Source organism: Pseudomonas syringae, from assembly GCF_021606685.1.
Lineage (GTDB): Bacteria > Pseudomonadota > Gammaproteobacteria > Pseudomonadales > Pseudomonadaceae > Aquipseudomonas > Aquipseudomonas syringae_R.
Genome location: NZ_WKCB01000017.1, coordinates 18,614 through 41,240, shown reverse-complemented (window position 1 = coordinate 41,240; position 22,627 = coordinate 18,614). Strand labels below are relative to the sequence as shown.

The following is a 22,627-nucleotide window of genomic DNA, read 5'->3' as shown; positions in this document are numbered from 1 at the left end:
AAGGCAGCGGGCGTTGAATTACAGGAAGAAATCCAGGTGGAAATACACCGGCGCTTCGCGCTCGGTCACCACACCGGGTCTCTCCAGGGAATGAGCAAAGGTCACGCTGGTGCTGACGTGCCTGCCACGGGCGAACAGTTCGATGGAGTTACTCGACACACGGCCGTGCTGGGTATCGTTGTAGCGATCGTTGCGAATCACGCCCTGGTCATAGCCGACGCTGGCACCGTATTCGGCAAAGGCGGGGCGCATCCAGTCGAGGGTCACAGGCCGTGCCCAGCGCACTTCGTTACGCCAGTAGCCGCCGCTGTCGCCGTTCAATTGCTGGTCCTTGAAGCCTCGCACCGAGTACGAGCCACCAAGGCTCATGCGCTGTGCTGCGAACAGCACGTCTTCACTGCGCTGCCCGGTGGCCAGGCTGGAAAAACTCAACGACTCGCCCCACAGCGTGAAGGGCTGCAGGTAGCTCAGGGTGGCGGTGTATTTGCGATAGCGCGGTGTGGGGGTGAGGTCGCCGCGCAGGCGCGTCTGGTCATCGCTCTGCGCGTCGAAGGCGCCGATGCCGTTCTGCATTCCTACATCCATGTTGACGAAGGCACTGCCGATGCGCCGCCCATGGTTGACGCCGACCTGGAACTCGCTGAGGCGGTTGCTGCTGCCACCGATGCGGGTGTCGAGCACGTAATTGTTGGTACGCACATGCGCCAGGCCAACGTTGACCGAGGTCTTGCTCACATCGTCGCGATGGATCACGCGCTCGGCGCGCAGTTGGTGATTCTGGCTGTCGCCGTTTTGCTTGACCTTCAAGCCCTGGGTCAAGCTGTACGTGCGGTAATCGCTCTCGCTGTAGGTGTAACTGAAATTCCACCAGCCCCACGGCACGTTGTAATAGAACATGCTGTTTTTCGAGGTTTTCTGGTGGTCGCTCATGGCGTCATGGCCGCCGCGCACGACCAGTTGATCGGCCAGGCCAAGGGGGCTGTCCCACTCCAGGCCAGCGCCCCACTGCTGTTCGCCGGTGCTTTTCTGGCCATCGTTGTGGCGTGACAGGCTGGCGCGCCAAGGCTTTTGCGGCTCGTTGCGGACCAGCACTTCGCTGCCGCCCACCTCACTGCCTGGGGTCAATTCCATCTGTGCCTGCCTGGAGGGCAAGCGGCTCAACTGGTCCACCAGTTGCTCGACTTCACGCAGGTTGAGCGCCTCGCCGACCTTGCCGGGAAAGGCCATGGCCAGTTCGCGGTCGGTCACGCTGCTGCCTTGTGCGCCCTTCAACCCTTCGAGTTTGCCCTCGACCACCAGCACTTGCAGGTGGCCGCTGGAGAGGTCCTGTTGCGGCAGGTAGGCGCGGCTGGTAACCCAGCCTTTGGCAATGTAGTAGTCGGTGATGACCTTGAGCAATTCATTGAGCTGCGCAACGCCCAGGCACTCGCCGGCATAGGGCTTGAGCAGGCGTGTGCGGTCGGCGGCGGTAAGGCTGTCGGCGCCCTTGAGCTCGATGTCTTTGATGGGGAAGCAACGGGTATCGGCAGGCAGCGCCGGGGCCTGGGGAGCGGCTTCTTTGCCGGGCAGGTCCTGAAGCTCTTCCAGGCGCCGGCGCTGCTCTTCGAGCAGGCGATTCTGGCGATCGCGAATCAGGTCCTGATCCCCTGGCGTCGGGGCGGCCGTGGCGCTGTTGAGGCTCAAATAAGCGAGCAACAAAGTGCACAGGAAATACCGAGTCCGTGGCAATAACAACGACATGTTCGATCCATCGAAAATCAACTGGCGGCAAACTAACATCGAACTTCCACTAACCCAAGAAATCGGATTAGTTACCCATTCGCGCTTGCTAATCGGCCAACTACTTGATTAATAACAATAAAAAATTATCAAAAAGACAGACAGCCTGTGACTGGAAGTATTATTCCGACAAGCGGTTACTGTTTTGATAGCGGTTCGTCGGATAACTTGAAAGTTGCCACTAGTTGGCCATCAAGTTTATTGCCGAGATAAGTTAGTACCGAAAAATGCAAAAAAGTTCTCGGCCATTTTGTGAATTGGATCGCACTTATGGGCATTCACACCCATGTAACAAACGGCCTAGGGTGGTGGCCTGGCCTATGTGGTGCCTGGCCTATGTGGCGAGCGGGCTTGCCCGCGTTGGGGCGCGAAGCGGCCCCATTCGGCGCCGCACATTTTCAGCTAGAAATCGACTGACTGATTTTGGGGCCGCTTCGCAGCCCAACGCGGGCAAGCCCGCTCGCCACTTAAGTCCAGGTTGATTCAGCTGACGTCCTTGTCGCGGTCCTGGCCGGGCACCAGGGTCAAACCGGGCTTTTCCACGTCACGCGAGACGTGGGATGTCACTTGCGCAACCCCGCCCTCCTCGTCGTTATGGATCACCAATACGCCCGGACGGCGCAGCTGCTCCAGATCGCCGTCGCCCAGGCTGAAGCTTTCGCTCAGGCTTTTGTCGGTCAGGGCCTTGGCGTCGGCGCGGCGCTGGGCGAACTGGCGGCCGCGGTGTTGTTGGTAGCGTGCCCAGCTGATCAGGATCACCGCGTTGAAAACGGCGATCCACAAGTAGATCTGCAGGGTGTTGAGCGCCGCAAAAATCGGCGCCTCGATGCGCGGGCCACCGTGGGTTTCCAGCATCGAGCCAATCCCGCGGGCCAGCAGCCAGATCAACCCGGCCCAGGCCATCAGGGTCAGCAGGACATCGATGATCCACATCACGGAACGTTGGCGGGTTCTGACCAGTTTCATGATCACGCCTCCTCTTCAGCAGGTTTGATACCGCGATCCGGGCTGACCCAGCGCGCACGCTTCTGGTGCTGGTTGAAGAGCACCTTGGGAAAACTCACCAGGGTGGTGAACAGGCTGACCAGCCAGAACACCATCGGGTACCACACGGTCCAGAACAGGGTTTTCCACAGGTCCTTCTCGTAACGACGGTCGATCAGGATGCTCACCGCAAACTGCAGCAGGCACACCATCGCCAGCACCAGGCCGGTAAATGCCGGGGGTACCAGGGAGGCCACCGTGAGTGCCGGCGGCAGCACCATGAATTTGCCCAGGCCCCAGAAGATCACCGACAGCAGGAAGGTAAAGGCCCAACCGGTGGACAGGCAGTATTCAAACAGCAGCGGCCACAGGTAGCGATGGCGCCATTGCCAGATCCCACGGATGTTCTTGAACAGCACCTCGGCGCCGCCTTGAGCCCAGCGCAGACGCTGCTTCCACAGGCCGCCGACGGTTTCCGGCATCAGAATCCAGCACAGGGCGCGGGGCTCGTAGAAAATGCTCCAATGATCGAGTTGCAGCTTCCAACTGACATCGATGTCCTCGGTGATCATGTCGGTGCTCCAGTAATCGATGCGGTCCAGCGCCTTCTTGCGAAACGCCACGACCACGCCGGACACCGTGAAGATCCGACCGAACACCCGCTGTGTACGCTTGATCAAGCCGATGATCGAAGAGAACTCGCCTACCTGCACCCGCCCGATCAAGGTCGAACGTGTGCGGATGCGCGGGTTGCCGGTGACGGCGCCCAGGCGCGGGTTGTCGAGCATCGGCGCGACCATATAGGCCGCCGCATTTTTGTCGAGCAACGCATCGCCGTCGATGCACACCAGGTACTCGCTGCGCGCGGCCACAGCGCCCATGCGCAGGGCCACCGCCTTGCCCTGGTTCTGCGCCAGGTGCAGCACGCGCAGGCGTGGGTGCTCCAGTGCCAGGGCGTCGAGCACCGCAGCGGTGTTGTCCGTGGAGCCGTCATTGACGGCGATCACTTCGATGTTCGGGTACAGCTGCTCGAGCGCCGCATGGATGGTATCGGCGGCGTTCTCCCCTTCGTTGTAGCAAGGGATGATGATCGAGATCAGCGGGTTGCCGGCCAGGGTCGGCGCCGGCGTGTCTTCTTCCCAGGGCCAATGGCGCTCCCAGTGCAGCCAGAAGTACAAGCCGCCGGCGATCCACAGCGCCGACATGAACAACGGGTAGAAAAACACGAAGTCCATCAGGAACTGCCCGGTGGCCAGGAAGATCAGGCCCAGGGGCACACCTAACACCAGAGCCAACACGAATAAAGCCAGGATTCTGTCGAACATGGTCAAGGGTTCCATTGGTTGGAAAGGGCCGGACGCACAGTCTTGAGGTCCGGGGAATTTTCCAGGAAGTTGTCCGGGTAGTAGCCAAAACTCGTGACCCCCTGGCGCTTGAGCACACCTATCCATTCAGCCATCTGCGCGCCGTCGATATCGGGCGCAGCCTTGGTGCGCCAGTCTTTGGCTTGCAGTTCGAAGACCGTTCGCTGCAGCGCACCGGGGCGGGCCTTGACCGTGGCCACCAGCTTTTCCAGCCAGGCATTAGAGGTGCTGAGCGCTTCACCTTCCATCAGCGGCATGGCCATGGGCGCGGTCCAGTCGTAAGCCTGGAGGAAATCATCGAGGTTCTGCGCAAACCAGGCCTCACTGGTCGGGTTGAGCATGGGTTCGGCAAAGATATTGCGTGCGGTCTGCACCTGCGGCCCACCGATGGCGCGGACCTTGGCGGTCAGCTCATGGGTGAAGTCGATCAGGTAGCGGCTTTTGAAACGCGTCCAGCGTTGCATCACGGCAGGGTCGGCACGCAGGGCCGCGATGCTGTCGGGCAGGCCGTTGGCGGCGTAGGCCTTGAGCGCAGCGGGGCTGGCGTCTTCGAAGTCCGACAGCACGGCATCGTCGTGGTAGAGCACGCCGTCGATGGCATTGTTGCGCGCCAGGTCCTCATAGATCTCGCCGATGATCTTGCGCACCTGCGGGTCGAACGGCGACAGGCGTTTGTACTGGTCAGGGTCGGTGCCGACCTTGCCGGTTTTCGGGTCCCAGCGGGTCACGCGCGGCAGCTTGGAATCGAGGGCGAAACTCAGCACCGGCATCCAGGCGTACACCGCAGCATGGGCGCGGGTGTGCAGCTGCCAGGAAACGCGGTTGAACAGGTCGGCACGCACCGGCAAGTGGCGGTTGGGGAAGTACAGTTCATGCACCAGGCCGTCCCCCTTGGGGTCGGCAAAGGCTTGCAGGAACACGGTGCCTGCGCCCATGTCCACCACGCGCTGTACCAACTGATCGAGGTTGCGTGCCTGCTGGGCAGGGTCCGGGTCGTAGACGTTGTCCAGGTCCACATGCAGCACCCTAAGCGGTGCCGGGGTTTGCACTGCGACAATGCTGTTGGCGAAATGCTCGCCGTCCGGGTCGGACGCCACCAGGAAGCGCGGGCTGTTCATCAGGTTGCGCGTGTCGTCGAGGCCGTCATCCAGGGTCAGGGCCATCTGGTAGCCCTGCTCGCCGACAACCGCCAGCGAGGTGCCCTTGGCCGCGCCATAGGGCCATACCCATACCCGCGGCGCCTTGCCGGTCACCGCACGGAGCTTGTTGGTGATTGCCACCACATCCGCCCGCATCCGCGCCTGGAACTGGGCCGGGGTTTCATAGCGCCCCGTGGCCGGGTCGTAGCGCAGGGATGTCGCCGCCGGCTCCAGGTTGCCCTGGGGGTTGGCGAGGATCCCGGTGTGACTGGCATCAGTGTGCGCGGCGATTTCCACCAGGCCCGACTGCGACACTTCGCGGATCTGCTGCCAGGTCAGAAACTCACCGCGCGGGCGCGGCGAGCCGGCGAAGTCCACGGGTTTGTTCAGCGGCGTGTCGATCCAGCTGCCCACTGGCGCCAGCAACGCAGGCCAATGGTAGGCCCGCAGGATCGGCATCACCCGGGTGTAGAAACTGGTATAGCCGTCATCGAAGCTGAGCATGATGGCTTTGGGCGGCAAGGGCGGGCCGCCACGGCGCGCAGCCAGGATCTGGTCGACGCTGACCGCCTGGTAACCGTTTTCCCGCAGCCAGGCCAATTGCTCGATCAAACGCTCGGTGCGCACGGCCACCACGGCCTGGTCGGGGTCGCGGTCCTCGACGTCGTGATAGGCGATGCCCAGGAAATGGTTTTTCGGCCACGGCGCTTCGTTGGGCGGTATTGGCCGCTGCGCGGGTGGAGTGAATGGCGCGGGTTGCTGGGCGCAGGCACTGGCCAGCAATACACCCAGGACCAGCAGAAAACGGCTGAGGACGGTCATGGTCAGGCTCTTCTAGAAACGGTAAGTGAGGTCGACGAGCAGGCGCAGATCGCGTTCGCGATCACCGTCATAAGGTCGGCTGATCAGGCTCAGGTTGGCGCCGACTTCCAGTACGTCGTTCCAGCGATAGCGCTGGCCGTAACCCACCAGGCCGACGCCGCCAGTGGAGTAATCTTTCTGGCTATAGGTCCCTGCACCGAGCTGGAATTGCTGGCTCCACTGGGTTTCATAGCGGTGATAGAGCACGTGATTGACGGTCACGGTGGGCAACACGCTGAGGTCGGACTTGGGGTTGAAATACACCGTGTCGTCCTTGCTGTTGCGGCTGGCGCCGACTTCCAGGCCCAGGTCAACCTGCACGTTCGGCGAGCTGTAGATGCCCTCGCGACCGGTGAGCAAGGCTTCGAAACGGTCGTTGCCATCGCTGAAGTGGGACGGGCTGAGGGACAGTTTCCACTCGCGGCTTTCGTTCGCGCGCCAGCGGATAAAGCCGCTGCCGCCGTTGGCCGTGACGCCCTCATTGAGCGCCCGCAGCGGCGTGGTGCTGAGCAGGTAGCCGAGGCTGGCGCCGTATTGCCAGTGATCGTTGATGTCGCGGGCAATCGACACGGCGGCACCTTGCTTGGTGCCATCGCCGTAGGAATGGTTGGACACCTCGGCTTCGATGGTCATGTCGCGGGTACGCCGCTCCACACCGACAACCTGCCAACGGTGCTGGCCAGTACCCTCGTCGAAATCGGCACGGGCATAACCGGCACCGGCAAACAGGCGCCAGTCTTCGTCGATGGGCGGCGTGTACAAACGACTTTCGATGCCCCAGTCACGGCTCCCCGAAACCGCACCCGCATCGCCGTTGTTACCGCCGCCGAAGCTTTTGCCGGTGTAGGCCTCGACGCGCAACTCGGCCATGTCATGCACGTCGCGCAGGCGGCTGAGGCGCTGCACTTGGCGGCTATCCGGGTTGCGCGCGAGCACGTCATCGGTGAGCGTGTCCATTTGGCGCCACTCCTGCAGGTCCATGGCGGTGTAGGCCTGGCTCACTTCCAGGCCGATATCGCGCGGCGCCTGGGCTTCGGTTTCCTTGAGGATGCCTTCGGCGCGCCGTGGCAGATCACGGGCGCGGTACATATCGGCCTGGGCCAGGCGCAGGCCGACGTTGCCTGGGGCTTTTGCCACCAAGGCTTCCAGGCCCGCTTCGCTGCCCGGCAGGTCGCCGCCGTAAACGCCGGCTTGCGCGGACAGTTGTTGCGCGTCCATCCAGCTGTCATTGGGGTTGCCGACCGGCAGGCCCTTGAGTTCTACCCGTGGGTTTTGGGTCTTGGCCAGGTTGCTCGCCACTTCGCGGGCCTGCGCCACCTTGTCGCTTTCCATCAAGGCATAGAACAACGCCGTGCTGTCTTCCACATGGTCAGCGGGGTCGGCGTCCGGTGCGGTCAGGACCTCGCGATACAGCGGCTCGGCGTTCTCCGGCTGGCGCTGGTCGAGGTAGGCGGCGGCCACCCAGCGCACGGCGTAGGTCGGCAATTGCACGCCTTCAGCCTTGAGCGTCTGGTACTCGCGGATCACCTCGGCGGTGCGCGCCCGCGCCTTGAGTGCGCCCAGGCGGTCGATGCGCCAGCGCACCACGTCGTCATGGGCGGTGGCGTCGGGGGTCCAGCGGGCGAGCAGTTTGTCGTAATCCTGCAGCGCCCGGTCGGCGATCACATAACGCTCTTGCTCGGAGCGCGTGGCGAACTCGGCCATGCGCACCCGCTCGGCGGCGAGGTCACCCTCCAGACGGCGCTGGGTCACCGGGTCGAGCAGGCCCGGGCGCTTGGCCGACAGGCGCAACGCAGCTTCCGGCAAGCGCGCTTTTTGCAGGGCGACGATGTATTCGCGGGCGACTTCCGGCTTGTCTCCGGCACGCATAAACGCCTGGTCAAACTCGAACAGTGCGTCGTAGTTCAAGTCAGCGCGGCTCAGGGCATACCCCAGGGCCATGCGCCGGTTGGGGTCATCGGGCTTGGCCGCCACCAGCGCACGCGTGCGTTGCACGGCTTCGCTGGCCTTGCCGCCATCGGCCTGGGTAAGGGCCAGGCCCAGTTGCAGGTCGATATTATTGGGCTCACGCAGCAGCGCCCGGCGATACACGGTTTCGGCCTGCGCCCACTGCTGCCGGTTGCGATAGGTCCGTGCGACGGTAGCCAGTGCCTGCGAGGTCAAGTCACGGTGGGTGCCCTGGGTCTCGTAGACCTTGAGCACTTCGGCGTCCTGCCCGGCCCAACCGGCGATCACCAGGTGATCGCTGATCTGGCCTGGTGTCTGGCGCTCGGCAGGCGTCTGGCGCAACTGAGTCAGGGCGGGTGTGAAATTGCCGTTGCGCGCCTGAATGATCAAGGCGTCATAGGCCGGATCGGCCATGGCAAAGGTGGGCATCAACAACTGGCTGCACAAGGCGACCCCGACGAGCAGTCGCAACCGGCCTGATGCACTGAGTGGTGGGTTTCGCAACATATCGTGAGCTTCCTTACACACGGAAAGCTTTAACGATAGGTGGTCCTGCGCACAGTGGCGGCAGGGTGCCGGCGTCTGATGACCCGACCTAGCTTTCCTGTAGGGACTATCCCCGACACACGTAGGAAAAAGGACAAATCAGAACAATTGTTCAGAATTGCCCACCTATCTGAAAAACAAACGGGGGAGCGGACTTGCCTGCGATAACGGAGCCCTGGCCGACGTCTGCGTCGAACATTTGACCCTTATCGCGGGCAACCCCGCTCCCCCGGATTTTTCTGTGCTGCTGAATGCGTTACTGCGCGCCGCTGACCGCACCGACTTTGGCCATCACGAAGCCAATGAACTGCTCGACGGTCATCTTCTGGCCGTTGAACGTCACTTCATTGTTGGCGTAGTGCAGTTTGGACACCACATCGCTGCCCACCAGCGTCGCCAATTGGGTGCCAACGGCCATGCCGCTGATCATCTCGCTGGCCATCTGGGATTGCTGCTCAATGGCCTTGGGATCGGTCACGCCGCCCGCCTGCGCTTGCAGGGCCGCCACGTCGGCGATCATCGGTTTGGACAAGGTCAGGTTGGCATCCAACAGCGACACCATCTGCTTGCCCAGCTCAACCGGTGGCAGCTCCATGGTCGACGGCTTGGTCAGGTCTACCAGCAGGTTGAATTTGCTTTCGCCGTGGGCGGTTTTCAGCGACAGGTTTTCCAGCGCCAGATGCGGCTTGGCGGCCAGCAACTGGTTGACGTTGGCTTCGGCCAGGGCTTGTTCGGCTTCGGTCAGTTGCAGCTCCGGCACCGGTTGGCCGGCGGCGGCAGCGGCTTGGACCGGGACCATCTTGTCCTGGTACAGCTTGGTCAGCAGCAAGCCCGATGGCACGTCGATGTTCTTCACACTCATGGCCATGGCGGCGGAGCCGACAGGTTTGCCCTGGAAGCCGATCTCATCGATCTTGTAATCGACGCGACCGTTCATGTTGTTGTCTTTGATTTCGCTGGTGTCTTTCTGCTCGAAGCCCTTGAGGGTCAGCACAGTCTTTTGTGGGCCAACGGTGAACTTGCCGTCGGTCAGTTCCACGGTGTTCTGCCCGGTGTAGAAGCCGAAGGTGGATTTTTCCAGGTTGCTGGCGACGGTAAGGCCGGCGAACTCAGCGTCGAACGGCGCGCCATTGGCGTCGATCGCGGCAATCTTGAGGCTGTTCATGTAACCATCAACCTTGACCTTCTTGCCCTCGGCGGTGCTGTCGAAGTCCAGGTTGGCGCCGGAGAAGCTCGCCGACGAGGTGTCGTCCTTGAACTCCACGGGCAGCAGTTCGATATTGCCGTTGACCGAGCGGTTGTAGCCGATATTGGCCACGCCTTTGAGCGGCGACACGTCTTTTGCGGCCGCGAACCATTTTTCGGTGGTGGCGTTTTTTTCCACTGCAAAGTGACTGGTGGCCATGACCGGCAGCCACTTGAGCGTCACCAGGCGCGAGAACGGCAGCGGGCCGTGTTCGATATGGTCGACGAACAGCAACTCGGGGTTGGGGTTCTGTTCGCCCAGGAACGAACCTTGGGCCTTGAGGCGGTAGTGCGCGGTGCTGCTGAACAAGCCACGATCAAGGGACACCAGTTCCAGGGCGACGCTGCCGTCGACGCCGGCCATGGAGCGTTGCAGTTCTTTATTGGCGTCCTGGACCGCCGTTTGCAGCACCGGCTCCAGTTGCTTACCGGTGTACCAGGCGCCGCCTGCACTGACGACGCCAACGGCGACAACAAAACCCAAAAGAACAACTGCTGGCTTATTCATGAAGTGACCTGATCAAATCCTGTGAGAAGTGGGCTGTCTTCCTTGAACCCCAAGGGGTTGGCTCAAGCCCGCCGAAAGCGGGGGAAGATTAGCACTGGCGGCCAGGAACGGCCCAGCTTTCTCAGAGGGGTCAGGTCTGCAGTTGGTTCACGAGTATTCCATTTCTATCTCGTCGAGCTGGTGGTCAAAACTCTTCAACCGCGCGGTCCAGGTGTACACCAGCACCTCGAACTCACGGTGTATCACGGCATTGCCCGGGGTATCGGCCTTGGGGTCGCAGAAGTCCAGCTGGTAGCGCTCGCGGGCCATCTGTGTGGCCACGTCGGACAATTCCCGTGCGTTATTCAGCCAATGCCTACCGTCGGCGACCTGCTGGTCGAGCATCACGCACTGTTTTTTCAGGACTTCGAGGCTTTTTTCGAGCGGTGTGCCGGTGAGGTCGCCCATCACTTCCTGGAAGGTACGCCCGGGCTGCCAGTAGCTGCCCCAGAAATAGCGGTCGAACACGGTTTCGACACGACGCAAGGCAACCTTGGTATCCCAGATGGCCACGCGGGTCTTGCCTTGCTCGAGCAGTTTTCTCTTCACCCGTTGATTTTGGTAAGAGGCCCACGCCACCACGCCGATGGACAACGTGCCGATGACCAGGCAGGCGCTGTCGAGAAACACCATGGCCTTGTCGAGTTGATGGGCGAGCATGACGCCGTAGAAATACGCGGCCGATAACAGCACCAGTGCGAAGAGCACGCACCAGAAAGCGGGAGCATAAGGGTTTTTCATTATTGGAATCCCCATGAGCAAACGCGAGCAGTGTCAGGTGGACCATCACGGCGATCCACCTGACAAAGCATAGCTAGTCGCTCAGGGTTTGCCGGGCGGTGACGCTTGCGTTCGTCCGCTTTCCCAGCCGCCGCCCAGCGCCAGAAACAGGTCGATCTGGCTCATGGCAACCTGGGTGTTCGCCGCCGCCAGTTGCGCCCGCACATCGGTGTAGGTGCGGGTGGCTTGCAGGTCCGCCAGGAAGGACGCGCGGCCAGCCTGGAAGAAGCGGTGGGTCTGGTCTGCGGCTTCCTTGGCCGAGTCGCCGGCTTCGGCCAGCGCGTCGCGGCGCTGCAACTGCGCGGTGTATTGCGCCAGGCCGGTCTGGGTTTCGCGAATGGCGTTGAGCACCACGCCGTCGAAGTGCGCCAGAGCGCCCTGGGTCGCGGCCTCCGCTTCGTGGATACGTGCGCGCGCACCGTTGGTCGGCACTGTCCAGCTGATCAACGGACCGAAGCCCCAGCGGTTGGTGGCCGGTGTGCCCAGGTTCTCGAGCAGGCCGACGGTGCCGACGGTGGCGCCAATGCTGATATCCGGATACAGCGCACCGGTGGCCACGCCGATACGCGCGGTGGCGGCAGCCAATTGACGTTCGGCCTGACGCACGTCGGGGCGACGCTTGAGTAGCGCCGCGCCGTCGCCTACCGGCAGCAGTTGGGCAATGTGCGGCAGCTCGGCGCAGTTGCCGGTGCCGGCGGGCAGTTGGTCCAGCGGCTTGGCGAGCAGCATCGACAGGCGGAACAAACCGGCCTGGCGCGCCGCTTCATAACGCGGCATGTCGGCGCGCAGGGATTTGTATTGGGTTTGCGAGCGCGTCACCTGGGTTTCATCACCGCGCCCGGCGTCACGCAGGCGCTGAGTCAGTGTGGTGCTCTGGGCTTGCAGGTCGAGGGACTCATTGGCGATCGCCAGCTCTTCGTTGGCCGCGCACACCTGGGTATAGGAGCGCACCACATCCGCCACCAGAGTGATGCGTGCGATGTCGGCGGCGGCTTGCGCTGCGTCGGCGCTGGCCTGGGCGCTTTCGATGCCGCGCTGCAAAGTGCCGAACAAATCGAATTGATACGACGTGGTGATACTGGCGGCGCCGATGTTGCCCACCGGGACTTTTTCGGTCAGCAAAAAGGCTTCACCGGACTCCTGCAGGCGCTGGGCCTCGGCCTTGGCACCGAGGCTCCAGCCGCCGGCTGATTCAGCCTGCTCGGTCTGGAAACGCGCACGCTGCAGGTTGGCGGCCGCCACGCGCAGGTCGCTGTTGGAGGCCATGGCCTGACGCACCAGCTCATCCAGGCGCGGGTCTTTGTACAGCTTCCACCAGTCGGCCGGGACCGGCGCCGAGACCACATTACTGCCCTCGCCCGCCAGCTGGCCTTGCAGGTCATCCCGCTTGACCGCGGACTTTTCCGGCAACGTGTAATCGGGCCCCACGACTTGGCAGGCCGACAGCAACAACCCCAGCGCAGCGGTTGCCAGGAGCTGCTTCATGGCTTGTCTCCGTCTTTAACCTTATCGCCGATGATCGACACCGTCGCCGTGCGCCCGGCGATCATGCGAAAGTCCGCCGGCACATCATCAAAGGCAATGCGCACCGGAATCCGCTGGGCCAGGCGTACCCAGCTGAACGCCGGGTTGACGTTGGGCAACAGGTTGGAGCCGCTGCTGCGGTCACGGTCTTCGATACCGGCGACGATGCTCTGCACATGCCCGCGCAGGCGGGCGTTGTCACCGATCACGCGGATATCCACCGCCATGCCGACGTGAATGCCGTCGAGCTTGGTTTCTTCGAAGTAGCCGTCGATATGGAATGAGTTGCTGTCTACCACCGACAGCACCGGGCGCCCGGCGGTGACGAACTCCTGCGCACGCGGCGCGCGGTCGTTGACGTAGCCGTCCACCGGGCTGCGGATCACCGAACGGTCGAGGTTGAGCTGGGCGGCATCCACCGTCACTTGCGCTTCGGCCAGGGCCGACTGGGCACGAGCCACGCGGGACTGGCTTTCTTCCAGCTGCTCGCTGGGCACCAGGTTGCCGAGGCCACGGTTGCGCTTGTACTCACGGCTGGCCTGGGCCAGGGTTTCCTGGCGGTCGGCCACGGCGGCCTGGGCCTGGCGCAGCGCCAGCTTGAAGCGGTCCTGGTCGACGGCAAACAGCACCTGGCCTTTGCTCACCAACTGGTTATCGCGCACGTCCACCTGCTGGATCAGCCCGGACACGTCCGGGGCGATCTGCACGATGTCGGCACGAATGTGCCCGTCGCGGGTCCAGGGGGCAAACATGTAGTACATGACCATGCGCCACACAACGACAACCGCAAACGTCACGATCAACAACGTGAGGACTACACGGCCGATGGTCAAAAAAGGTTTTTTCATGTCATCAGGTATCGACTGAGTGAGTCCACCGCGCCCAGCAACAGCGCATAGAGTCCCACATTGAACAATGCCCGGTGCCAGACCAGGCGATAGAAGTGGAGGCGGGTCAACAACCCGTGCACCACCAGGAACAACACATACGTAATGCCCATCAGCACCAGCAGCGTGGGCAGGAACACCCCGCTGATATCCAGATCACCGATCATAAAGGCGCTCCATCAGGCAGCGGCGCTTCCATCTCGCTGCCGCCGATAAATTCCACGCCGGGCAACAGCGCCAGGCGCAAACCAGCCAGTGCGTGCAGCAGGTGCACGCGGGTATCGTCTTCGTCTTGCAGGCCCTGACCGTTGAGGGCGCGGCGCGTGCGGTCGAGGGTCATCAGCAGACCGCTCGGCGCCGGCAAGCGTTCACCCGCCTTGAGACACGCCTTGAAGTAAGCGCCCACGCCTTCCACCACCTGGTTGAGCAGCACCCGTGGCACGCCGAGGATGCGTGGCGAGTAGGCCAGCAGGTCGAGCAGGTTGAGCGCCACGCGCAAGTCGCGCAGGGCAATGCCGGTGTCCTGCCCGGTGAGGGCCAGGCGCGGCAGGTGCTGCATCAGGCGGTCGAGCATCTGCGCGGCCATATGCCGGTGTTCGGCCAGGGTCGCGGGCTCGGTGAGGCTGACGATATCGCGCCAGCTGAAACGGGTCAGGCGCTTGGCCGCCAGTTCGGCGCCGAAGGGCCGCGCGATCAACGTCCACACAAAGGCGAACAGCAGGCCCACTGGCCCGGCCAGGTTGACGTTGGCGAAGTTTAAAAAGTCCGCGTCATAGGCGCCCTGGATGCTGATGAACGACGAGGTGTTCACCAGCGTCAGCAGCATGCCCAGGTAGAAACGCGGCTGCACCGTGAGCGTGCCAATGCAGATGAACGGCACCGCAAACGCCAGCACCAGCATCGGGAAATCGTGCAGGTTGGGCAGCACCAGGAACAGATAGAGGCTGGCGAACAGCACCGACATGGCGGTCCAGAAAAAGAACCGATAGATCTGCGGCGCCGGGTCGTCCATGGTCGCAAAAAAACTGCAGGCCACGGCCGCGAGGATCACCGCGCTGCCGCCGTCGGTCCAGCCCAGCAGAATCCACAGCACCGAGGCGACGATGATCGCGGAGACGGTGGAAAACGCCGAGTAGAACATCAGGCCACGGTCGAGAAATGGCGTCAGCCGGCCCAGGCGCCAGTGGCGGTAGACGGCGCGCCAGGTGTCCTGGCTTTCGCACTGGATGGCGGCTTGCAGGCTGCGGCAGTCTTGCCACAGGTCAACCCATTCGCCCAGGCGGTACAGGGCGTTGGAAAACAACAGCGTGTGGCGATCGTCCAGCGCTTCGCCCTGGGGCTGGGCGGCATCGATTGCGTCGCGTAGCACGCGCCAGCGCTCGAGGGGCGCTGCCTGAGTGGTGCTCTGCAGCCAGGCATTGGCGGCTTCCAGCAACGGCGTGAGCTGATCGAGAAATTCCGGTGCGCGGTGCTCGATCGCGTAAATCGCATCGTCCAGGGCGTCGATCACCGGCAGCAGGTGGATCATGCGCCCGCGCAGTTCCTTGGTGTTGCGCACCGTCTGTGGTCGCGCGCCTTCGTGGGGCAACTGGCCAATCATCAATTCAAGGGTGTTGAAGGTGGCGACCATGCCGCCGCGTAATGTGCTGACCTCTTCAGGCTCGACATTGCGGGTCAAAAAGCGTTGGCTGTAGACCTGCGCATCGGCAAACCACTTGGCTACCGAGCCGTCGAACACCGGCATCAGTCGGCGTGGCCAGAACATCGCGCCCACCACGGCGGCTACCGCGATACCGAGGAAAATTTCCTCGGTACGCGCCTCGGCCACATCCCACACCGCCAAGGGGTTGTCGACCACTGGCAAGGCGATCAGCGGCAGGGTGTAGCCCGCCAGCATCAGCGCATAGTTGTTGGCGGTGCGCAGGTGCATGGAGAGAAACAGCAAGGTGCCCGTCCACAGCGCAATCACCACCACCAGAATGTACGGCGATTGCACGAACATCGGCACAAAAAACACTGCCGCCGCCGCCCCCATCAGAGTGCCGATGGCACGGTACAGGGCCTTGGAGCTGGTAGGGCCGACAAACGGGCTGGAGACGATATACACCGTGGCCATCGCCCAATACGGACGCGGCATCTGCATCAGCATGGCGATATACAGCGCGATCATCGACGCGGCGAAGGTACGCACCCCATAGAACCAGTCGCGGGCGGGCGGGAAGCCGGTAAAAAATCCGTTCAAGGGGTCGCTGCCTCGAAGGCGCGCAACACCCGCAGCGCGGCTTCCAGATCATTGGGGGCGATATCCGCCAGTACATCCTTGCGCAGGCGCACCAACTGCGCCTCCACTGCTTGCACCAGCTCACGGCCGCGCTCGGTCAGGCTCAGGGCCTTGGCGCGACGGTCGTGGGCATCTTCGGTGCGGCACACGTAACCGTCGTGGCACAAGCGGTCGAGCAAGCGCACCAGCGACGGGCTTTCCATCCCCGACGCCTGGGCCACTTTGACCTGATGCACGCCATCGCCCAAGCGGCCGATCATCAACAACGGCACGGCGCAGGCTTCGGAAATACCATAGCTCACCAGCGTGGTCTGGCAGATTTTGCGCCAGTTACGGGCGCCCACCACCATGCTGCTGCTGAGGTTCATGTGGAGTTGTTCAAGGGTCTGGGACACTGGATAGTTCGCATACAGTTAGTTTGCTAACTATCAATATGATGGATGACACCAAATGCGTCAAGTTTTGAAACAATTTTGCTGATGGGTGGTGGGAAGAGGTAGGGAGGAGTAAAGCCGGTTCTGGCGTGGGTGGTGGGTTTTCAGCAGTAGCTGCAACACCGACCCTCCCACATTTAGATCCGAGGTGGCCTTAGGCCGGCTGTTCGGCATGGGCATTCCGTCTGCTCCACCGCCAAACGCTCCAGACCTTCGCTGTTTCGGATAGAACGAGCAACGCAGCCATTAACACCAGGTTATAGCTTGGAACTGCCTTAGCGCCCAAAAACAGGAGCGAGACGGAAGGAACTACTAAGGCTAGCCGCAACGGTGTTTGAAGATAGACAACCCATTTTACTGCTGCGCTTTTGAGGAAAAAGAGCACACAAGAGATGATGACGGAGACTTGCAACAACATGGCAAACCCAAACATATAAAGCGGTACAACACTGTGCTCGCGTAGAAGCCATAGCGCACTCTGTGCATCACTAAAATAGGGAACTCTTCCGCCCATTGCGCTGGTGATGACATACCGAGCCAAATAGATGGCATCCATCCCACCCCAAAACCAGAAAACCTGCTTACGCGTCATGTCTCATCATCCTTGTATTCGTAGGCTATATCCGGTGTTACAGGTTGCCAGTGCCATGATTGGCCACCCACTTGCCAGCTATCATCCCCCTCAAGATAGCGTTGCTTGACGTGCCGCAGCTCACCGTACCGACGCTCAACCGATTGGTGGGTGAGTTGCTCATCGCGACTATCAAGCCTTACCCATCGTTGGGTCATAACCCTTGTGGTGTTCGCGAGATCCTTGCCGCTCGATGCAAATACTCGCCCCTCATCCCCTAAGGAAACCAGCCGATTAGCGGCCAGGATCGCGGTGTTTTTAACACCGTCATAATCAATACCGACCTTCTCCCATTTACCCGGGCCGATATAACGCCGACGCCCCATCAAATGCCCATATCTAACGCGACATTCTCTACTCAGAGGAAGAAAGGGATGATCCATCAAGAACAACCAATCTCCGGCTGCCAGTTTGTCCAGCACCCGATGCTGATCTTTTCCCGTGGGACAACAAACAGGGGATAAACCGCACTCATTAAGAAGCTCACTCAGCCCCGGCAGTGCAAAAGGTGCACGGAAGAACTCTCTGACCTTGATTACAGAAAAATAAGGGCTCTCGATTTTTGCGAGGTCATACTTTTCAATATCCGCGCGAGGAATTAGTCGTTTCATGCTTATTCCAGAGGAGGAAATCAGCGCCTGTTAATACAGGGCTCCTCACGCTGGTCGCTATCGTCCACTTCCGTTTAGTCGATAGGAAACTTCCTAACCTGCTACCTCAGGGCAATTTGACTGCTCGTTTAAAGCCCGTTGCGTCACACCCCTCGCCCACCCCGCAACATCAGATTCAACTCATCCACCACCTCAGCCCAATCCGCATCCTCCAGAATTTCCTCGCGCAAAAATGCGCGCTGGCTGGCCGTCCAGAAAAACGCATCGGCCAATTTCAAATCCGGCTTGAGCGGCGAATGAGCGGCCACGAACTGTTCAATGCTGACCGGGTCGTCCGGCAGGCCAAGCTGCTTGAACAGTGAGGGTAGGCTGTGCACTGGCGATTCCATGGTGGGCTCCTGATGGCAAAGGTTTAAACGAGTCTAGCGGCAGCCTTGGGGTTGCGGCGGCGCCGCGTTGCACAACACGAACAAGCGGGCACGCGCGCCGCCGCCGTCCTGGCGACTGAGTTCGCGCCAGCCGTCTGGCAGCGGTGCGAAGTCGTCCGTGTCGTCGCTGCTGATCAACCACACGCGACGGGTGCCGGCAGGCAACGCCGACAGATGGTCGAGGTAGATGCGCCCGCCATCCTGGTCCACCAGCGTGCCGAAGCCATAGGCATTCGGCCGGGTTGGCGTGCCATCGGGCTTGGGCGGTGTGTACAGCTGCAACTGGGCGTCGGTCTGGTCGTAATAGACGTAGCTGAGGTACCACAGCATGTCGCTGAGGACGATGCGGTCGTCTTCCTGGTAGTTGCGATTGACGAACTCCACCGGCACGTTGAATTGGTCGTGTTCATCCACGGTTAAAGTATTTTTGAGACCCGCCAGTTCTACGCCCACAAACAGCACAAACACCCCCACCCCCAGCAGTGACAGGCGCGGCGGCAGACGGTCGATGGCTATAGCCACCACGATTGGCAGGCCCAGGGCGTACACGGTCAGGTAGCGCTCGATAAACACCGGTGAAATAAACGACACCGCGTACACCAGCAACAACGGCAGCAAGAACAACAGCGCCGGCAGGCTGGCGGGCCGGTAGCGCTCGCGGTCGCGCGCGGCGGTCACTACGACAAGCGCGATCAGCAAGCACGGTAACAGCCAGAACATCGGCAGCCAGACACCATCGCCTTCATCCTGGAGCAAGAACTGCCAGAGCATCGACGGCAGGGAGAACAGGGTGACCGGTTCTTCCCAGCCGATATCCCCGCCCACATTGAGCTCTTCGACATGCAGGACCAGGTCCACCAGGTTCGGCAGCCAGGGCAGGTACAACAGCACAATCGCGACGTTGGTCAACCACCACGCCGGGCGCACGATCAGGCGCTGCCCGCGCGGTTGAGGCCAACACAGCACACCCAGGTAGGCCCAATGCACCAGCACGCACAGCGCGGTGAAGTAGTGGGTATAGAAACCGGCACTCATCAACACGACATACGCGATGAGATAACGCGTGCGCTCGGGTTGCCGCACCCAGTACACCAGCGCCAGCGTGGCGGCCAACAGCCACACGGCCAGCAGCGAGTACATGCGCACTTCCTGGCTGTAGCGCACCGCCGTCGGCAGCAGTGCCAGCAGGACACCAGCCAGCACGGCCGCACACCGGGTGGACAACTGCCGCGTGAGCCAGATGCCCAGGCCCACGGCCACCACGCCAGGCAGGGCGCTCATGCCGCGTATCGACCAGATGCCGTCGCCGAACAGTTCGATCCAGCCGCGCAGCATGAAGAAATACAGCGGCGGGTGCACATCATGGGCCGCGTGAAACCACAGGTCGGCCGCAGCGTATTCACTGAGCAGCAGGCTGGAGCCTTCGTCGCCCCAGATCGCCGCCGACGTCAGGTGGTAAAACCGTAGGGCCATAGCCAGTGCCAGGATCGGCACCCACCACAGTCGGCCGAGCCAACCGACGCCCTCCCACGCGAGGCGGTTGAACGCGGTTGCCGCCCCGGCCTTACCGTTTTGCTCTACCACAGACCGTCGCACTTCGATTCCCCTGCCACTGCCCTGACTGCCTCAGTGCAACCACCGCCACTCTAGGACAAAAGCCTCTGACTCGCTTCTGGAATCGGACAAATCAGCATTTTGTGTAGGGCTTCACCTAAGCGCCAGCAGGAACAAGCTATTATTGCGCCCCTCCAAGGACTCAGGATCAAGGACACGTCATGCGCATCGGTTTTCTGTCACCCCTGGCACTGCTCGCCGCCATTTCCCTACCGGCCCAGGCCAGCTCAGACGATTCGTGCTACCCCGACTGGCGTGTCTCGCGTGACAGCCTCGACGCCTGCAGCAACCAGCCCTTCCTCAGCCCCGGCAACGACAGTCGTGTGAACCTGCGCCTGCTGCTGGCCGACAAGAAAGCCGCCGCCCTGACGCCCAATGCCTTGAGCGCAGACGACCTGGCCCAGGGCTTTGGCCCGGTGCCGTTTGCCGTGTATCGCCTGACGCCTGTGCCCGCGACAAACGAAGAACCCGACAACCAGCCGGACAACTCGCGTACCGCCGAACTCGACGCCCTGCTCAAACCCCTGGGTATCCAGCGTGACAACGCCGAGGCCGCCGGTGACGCGTTCCTCAGCGGCGAAGGCAGCCGCTGCCGCAGCAACAACGACGACAGCGCCACCGCGTTTATCAGCCAGGTCATCAAGGCCGACGTGCCCGCCGCCGAGCGCGATGAACTGGTCAAGGCGCGGCTGCAGTTGCTCACCACCTGCAGTTCGGATGGCCAGATTGTCGCCAAGCCGATCGACTCCTCCAACGGCCGCCTGCTGCGCACCTACCTGCAAGCGGCCGCGGACTTCTACAGTGGTCGCTTCGGTGAAGCCGAACGCGGCTTTGCCGCCGCCAGCAGCAGCGAGTTGCCCTGGCTGAAGGAAACTGCGCTGTACATGGCCGCGCGCACGTCACTCAACCAGGCCCAGGCTCAAGCGTTCGACCAATACGACATGCCGCAACTCGAGCATGTGGATAAGGCCGCCCTGGCCGCTGCCGAACAGGGCTTTCTCAACTACCTGAAAACTTATCCACAGGGCGACTACGCCGCCTCCGCACGCGGGCTGCTGCGCCGGGTGTATTGGTTGGCCGACGACGCCGACAAGCTCGCCGAGGCTTACGCCTGGCAACTGGCGCAAGCCACCGACGCCGAGCGCAACGTGAGCCTGGATGAACTGGTGGAAGAGGCTGACCTCAAGCTGTTGATGAGCTATCGCGGCACCCTCACAACCCCGATGATCCAGCTCGTCACCGACTTGATGTCGATGCGCGCCCACACCCCACCCAGCCTGACCCGAGCCGACCTCGACGCACAGAAAAGCGTGTTTGCCAACGATCCGGCCCTGTTCGACTACCTGCAAGCGGCGTTCGCCCTGTACGTCGAGCATCAACCCGACGCCGCCTTGAAGCACCTGCCCGAGGCTGTACCGTCGAGCCTGGATTACTTCGCCTTCAGCCAGCAGACCCTGCGCGCCCTGGCTCTGGAAGCCAAGCAAGACTGGAAGGCCGCCGAAGCGCTGTGGCTGCAATTGCTGCCACTCGCCAAGCAACCCCTGCAACGCGACCAGCTTGAGCTGGCCCTGGCAATGAACTACGAACGCAGCGGCCAGTTGGCCAAAGTGTTCGCGGCCGACTCGCCGATCAGCGCCAAGCAGGTGCGCTACATACTGCTGCGCAACGTCGCAGGGCCTGAGCTGCTGCGCCAGCAGATCACCCAGGCCAACGACCCGCTGGAGCGCCAGACCGCGCAATTCGTGCTGCTCTATAAAGACTTGCTGCGCAGCCAGTTCGCAACCTTTGCCGACGACCTCAAGCAACTGCCAGCCACAGCCCCTGAGGACAAACTGGGCACCAGCCTGGGCTACGTCTACAGCGGCGGCCAGAGCTTGAAACTGTTCCAGTGGAACGGCGACAAAGCCGAATCCGGCTATGCCTGCCCGAGCATCGCGCAAACTGCTGCGACCTTGCAGAACGACGCAAAAAACCCGCAAGGCCTGAACTGCCTAGGCGAATTCATCCTGCGCAACAACCTGGACGGCATGCCCCTGGAGCAGGCCCGCGCCGCCGGCAGCCTGGGCAGCAGTGCGTCAGGCTTCAAGGGTGAAACCTTCTCGCGCCTGGACGGTTACAAACAGGTGATCGGCAACGCCAAGGCGCCCAAGACCGACAGAGCCTACGCCCTGTTCCGCGCGATCAACTGCTACGCACCGGCCGGTTACAACAGCTGCGGCGGCCAGGACGTTGAGCCCGCTGTGCGTAAAGCGTGGTTCCGTCAGCTCAAAAGCGGTTTCGCCGATACCCAGTGGGGCAAATCGCTGCAGTACTACTGGTGAAACACCTGTGGTTCGCCTGGCTGTTGCTGGCAAGCCCGGCCTTCGCTGCCGTCGACGCCCGTGACTATGACGCCTTCTGGCTGTGGAGCGGCGTCGCGCCGCAGCCAGTGCTCAAGCAGGCCAAAACCCTGTACATCCTCCAGGGCCAGATCAACTCGACACGCCGCGCGCCGCAACGCGGCGTGCAGATCATTGCCCAGGGCATCAGCGTGCCGCGCCTCACGCGCGGCGAAGTCTGGCTGGTCTACCGCGCGCACACGCTGCACTGGCCGGAACGGGTCTACACCCAAGTGCTCGGCCAGGTGCAACGCTGGCGCGACGCGGGCAACCCGGTGGTCGGTATCCAGATCGACTTCGACGCCCGCACCCAGTACCTGCACGAATACGCCGACTTCCTGCGCGACCTGCGCCAACGCCTGCCCTTGGAGCTGCGCCTGAGCATCACCGGCCTGATGGACTGGAGCAGCAACGCCGACCCGGCCGCTATCGCCCAGCTCAAGGGGGTGGTGGATGAAGTGGTGGTGCAGACGTACCAGGGCCGCCACAGCATCCCGGATTACGCGGCGTATTTGCCCCGGATGAATCGGCTCGGGTTGCCGTTCAAAATCGGCTTGATTCAGGGTGGCGAGTGGGAGGAGCCGGGGTATCTGAAGGGTGGAGAGTGGTTTCGAGGGTATGTGGTGTTCTTGCAGAACCCGTGATTA

Annotated in this window: 18 protein-coding genes; 2 read left to right on the top strand and 16 right to left on the bottom strand. The window is 62.2% G+C overall.

What is annotated here, in order from left to right:
* Window positions 1-18: 18 nt before the first annotated feature.
* The 16 genes from GIW02_RS09530 to GIW02_RS09455 form a co-directional block, all read right to left on the bottom strand.
* Complete coding sequence (locus GIW02_RS09530; RefSeq protein WP_236410882.1) at window positions 19-1,740, bottom strand: ShlB/FhaC/HecB family hemolysin secretion/activation protein; 1,722 nt, start codon at window positions 1,738-1,740, stop codon at window positions 19-21.
* Between the two features lie 522 nt (window positions 1,741-2,262).
* Window positions 2,263-2,745, bottom strand: coding sequence for a poly-beta-1,6-N-acetyl-D-glucosamine biosynthesis protein PgaD (pgaD, locus tag GIW02_RS09525; RefSeq protein ID WP_236411918.1), 483 nt, complete (start codon window positions 2,743-2,745; stop codon window positions 2,263-2,265).
* Between the two features lie 2 nt (window positions 2,746-2,747).
* Window positions 2,748-4,088 carry a poly-beta-1,6-N-acetyl-D-glucosamine synthase gene (gene pgaC / locus GIW02_RS09520; RefSeq protein WP_236411917.1) on the bottom strand — a complete coding sequence of 447 codons (1,341 nt, stop codon included), beginning with the start codon at window positions 4,086-4,088 and terminating at the stop codon, window positions 2,748-2,750.
* Between the two features lie 2 nt (window positions 4,089-4,090).
* Complete coding sequence (gene pgaB / locus GIW02_RS09515) at window positions 4,091-6,088, bottom strand: poly-beta-1,6-N-acetyl-D-glucosamine N-deacetylase PgaB (RefSeq protein ID WP_236411916.1); 1,998 nt, start codon at window positions 6,086-6,088, stop codon at window positions 4,091-4,093.
* A 12-nt stretch (window positions 6,089-6,100) separates the two neighbouring features.
* Window positions 6,101-8,581 (bottom strand): poly-beta-1,6 N-acetyl-D-glucosamine export porin PgaA, encoded by a 2,481-nt coding sequence (gene pgaA / locus GIW02_RS09510; RefSeq protein ID WP_236411914.1) that lies wholly within the window; start codon window positions 8,579-8,581, stop codon window positions 6,101-6,103.
* Between the two features lie 295 nt (window positions 8,582-8,876).
* Window positions 8,877-10,373 (bottom strand): YdgA family protein, encoded by a 1,497-nt coding sequence (locus tag GIW02_RS09505; protein WP_236411911.1) that lies wholly within the window; start codon window positions 10,371-10,373, stop codon window positions 8,877-8,879.
* Between the two features lie 147 nt (window positions 10,374-10,520).
* Window positions 10,521-11,153 carry an NADH:ubiquinone oxidoreductase subunit N gene (locus GIW02_RS09500; RefSeq protein ID WP_236411909.1) on the bottom strand — a complete coding sequence of 211 codons (633 nt, stop codon included), beginning with the start codon at window positions 11,151-11,153 and terminating at the stop codon, window positions 10,521-10,523.
* 81 nt (window positions 11,154-11,234) lie between these two features.
* Window positions 11,235-12,677 carry an efflux transporter outer membrane subunit gene (locus GIW02_RS09495; protein WP_236411908.1) on the bottom strand — a complete coding sequence of 481 codons (1,443 nt, stop codon included), beginning with the start codon at window positions 12,675-12,677 and terminating at the stop codon, window positions 11,235-11,237.
* Complete coding sequence (locus GIW02_RS09490; protein ID WP_236411906.1) at window positions 12,674-13,564, bottom strand: efflux RND transporter periplasmic adaptor subunit; 891 nt, start codon at window positions 13,562-13,564, stop codon at window positions 12,674-12,676. The genes GIW02_RS09495 and GIW02_RS09490 overlap by 4 nt, the downstream gene beginning before the upstream one ends.
* Window positions 13,561-13,770 carry a DUF1656 domain-containing protein gene (locus tag GIW02_RS09485; protein ID WP_010214247.1) on the bottom strand — a complete coding sequence of 70 codons (210 nt, stop codon included), beginning with the start codon at window positions 13,768-13,770 and terminating at the stop codon, window positions 13,561-13,563. Before GIW02_RS09485 ends, GIW02_RS09490 begins: the two co-directional genes overlap by 4 nt.
* Window positions 13,767-15,845, bottom strand: a complete 2,079-nt coding sequence (locus tag GIW02_RS09480) for an FUSC family protein (RefSeq protein WP_236411904.1) — start codon at window positions 15,843-15,845, stop codon at window positions 13,767-13,769. The genes GIW02_RS09485 and GIW02_RS09480 overlap by 4 nt, the downstream gene beginning before the upstream one ends.
* Window positions 15,842-16,252: a MarR family transcriptional regulator gene (locus tag GIW02_RS09475; RefSeq protein ID WP_236411902.1), complete on the bottom strand. Its 411-nt coding sequence runs from the start codon at window positions 16,250-16,252 to the stop codon at window positions 15,842-15,844. Before GIW02_RS09475 ends, GIW02_RS09480 begins: the two co-directional genes overlap by 4 nt.
* A gap of 220 nt (window positions 16,253-16,472) precedes the next feature.
* Complete coding sequence (locus GIW02_RS09470) at window positions 16,473-16,910, bottom strand: hypothetical protein (RefSeq protein WP_236411900.1); 438 nt, start codon at window positions 16,908-16,910, stop codon at window positions 16,473-16,475.
* Window positions 16,907-17,560: a hypothetical protein gene (locus GIW02_RS09465; RefSeq protein WP_236411898.1), complete on the bottom strand. Its 654-nt coding sequence runs from the start codon at window positions 17,558-17,560 to the stop codon at window positions 16,907-16,909. The genes GIW02_RS09470 and GIW02_RS09465 overlap by 4 nt, the downstream gene beginning before the upstream one ends.
* A gap of 143 nt (window positions 17,561-17,703) precedes the next feature.
* On the bottom strand, window positions 17,704-17,949 hold the full coding sequence (locus GIW02_RS09460) for a DUF2789 domain-containing protein (RefSeq protein WP_236411897.1): 246 nt from the start codon (window positions 17,947-17,949) through the stop codon (window positions 17,704-17,706).
* Between the two features lie 33 nt (window positions 17,950-17,982).
* Window positions 17,983-19,584: a glycosyltransferase family 39 protein gene (locus GIW02_RS09455; RefSeq protein WP_236411896.1), complete on the bottom strand. Its 1,602-nt coding sequence runs from the start codon at window positions 19,582-19,584 to the stop codon at window positions 17,983-17,985.
* 179 nt (window positions 19,585-19,763) lie between these two features.
* Between GIW02_RS09455 and GIW02_RS09450 the strand changes: the two genes are divergently transcribed.
* A complete protein-coding gene (locus GIW02_RS09450) occupies window positions 19,764-21,923 on the top strand; it encodes a tol-pal system YbgF family protein (protein WP_236411894.1) in 2,160 nt (719 codons plus the stop codon).
* Window positions 21,920-22,624: a DUF3142 domain-containing protein gene (locus tag GIW02_RS09445; RefSeq protein WP_236411892.1), complete on the top strand. Its 705-nt coding sequence runs from the start codon at window positions 21,920-21,922 to the stop codon at window positions 22,622-22,624. The genes GIW02_RS09450 and GIW02_RS09445 overlap by 4 nt, the downstream gene beginning before the upstream one ends.
* Window positions 22,625-22,627 lie beyond the last annotated feature (3 nt).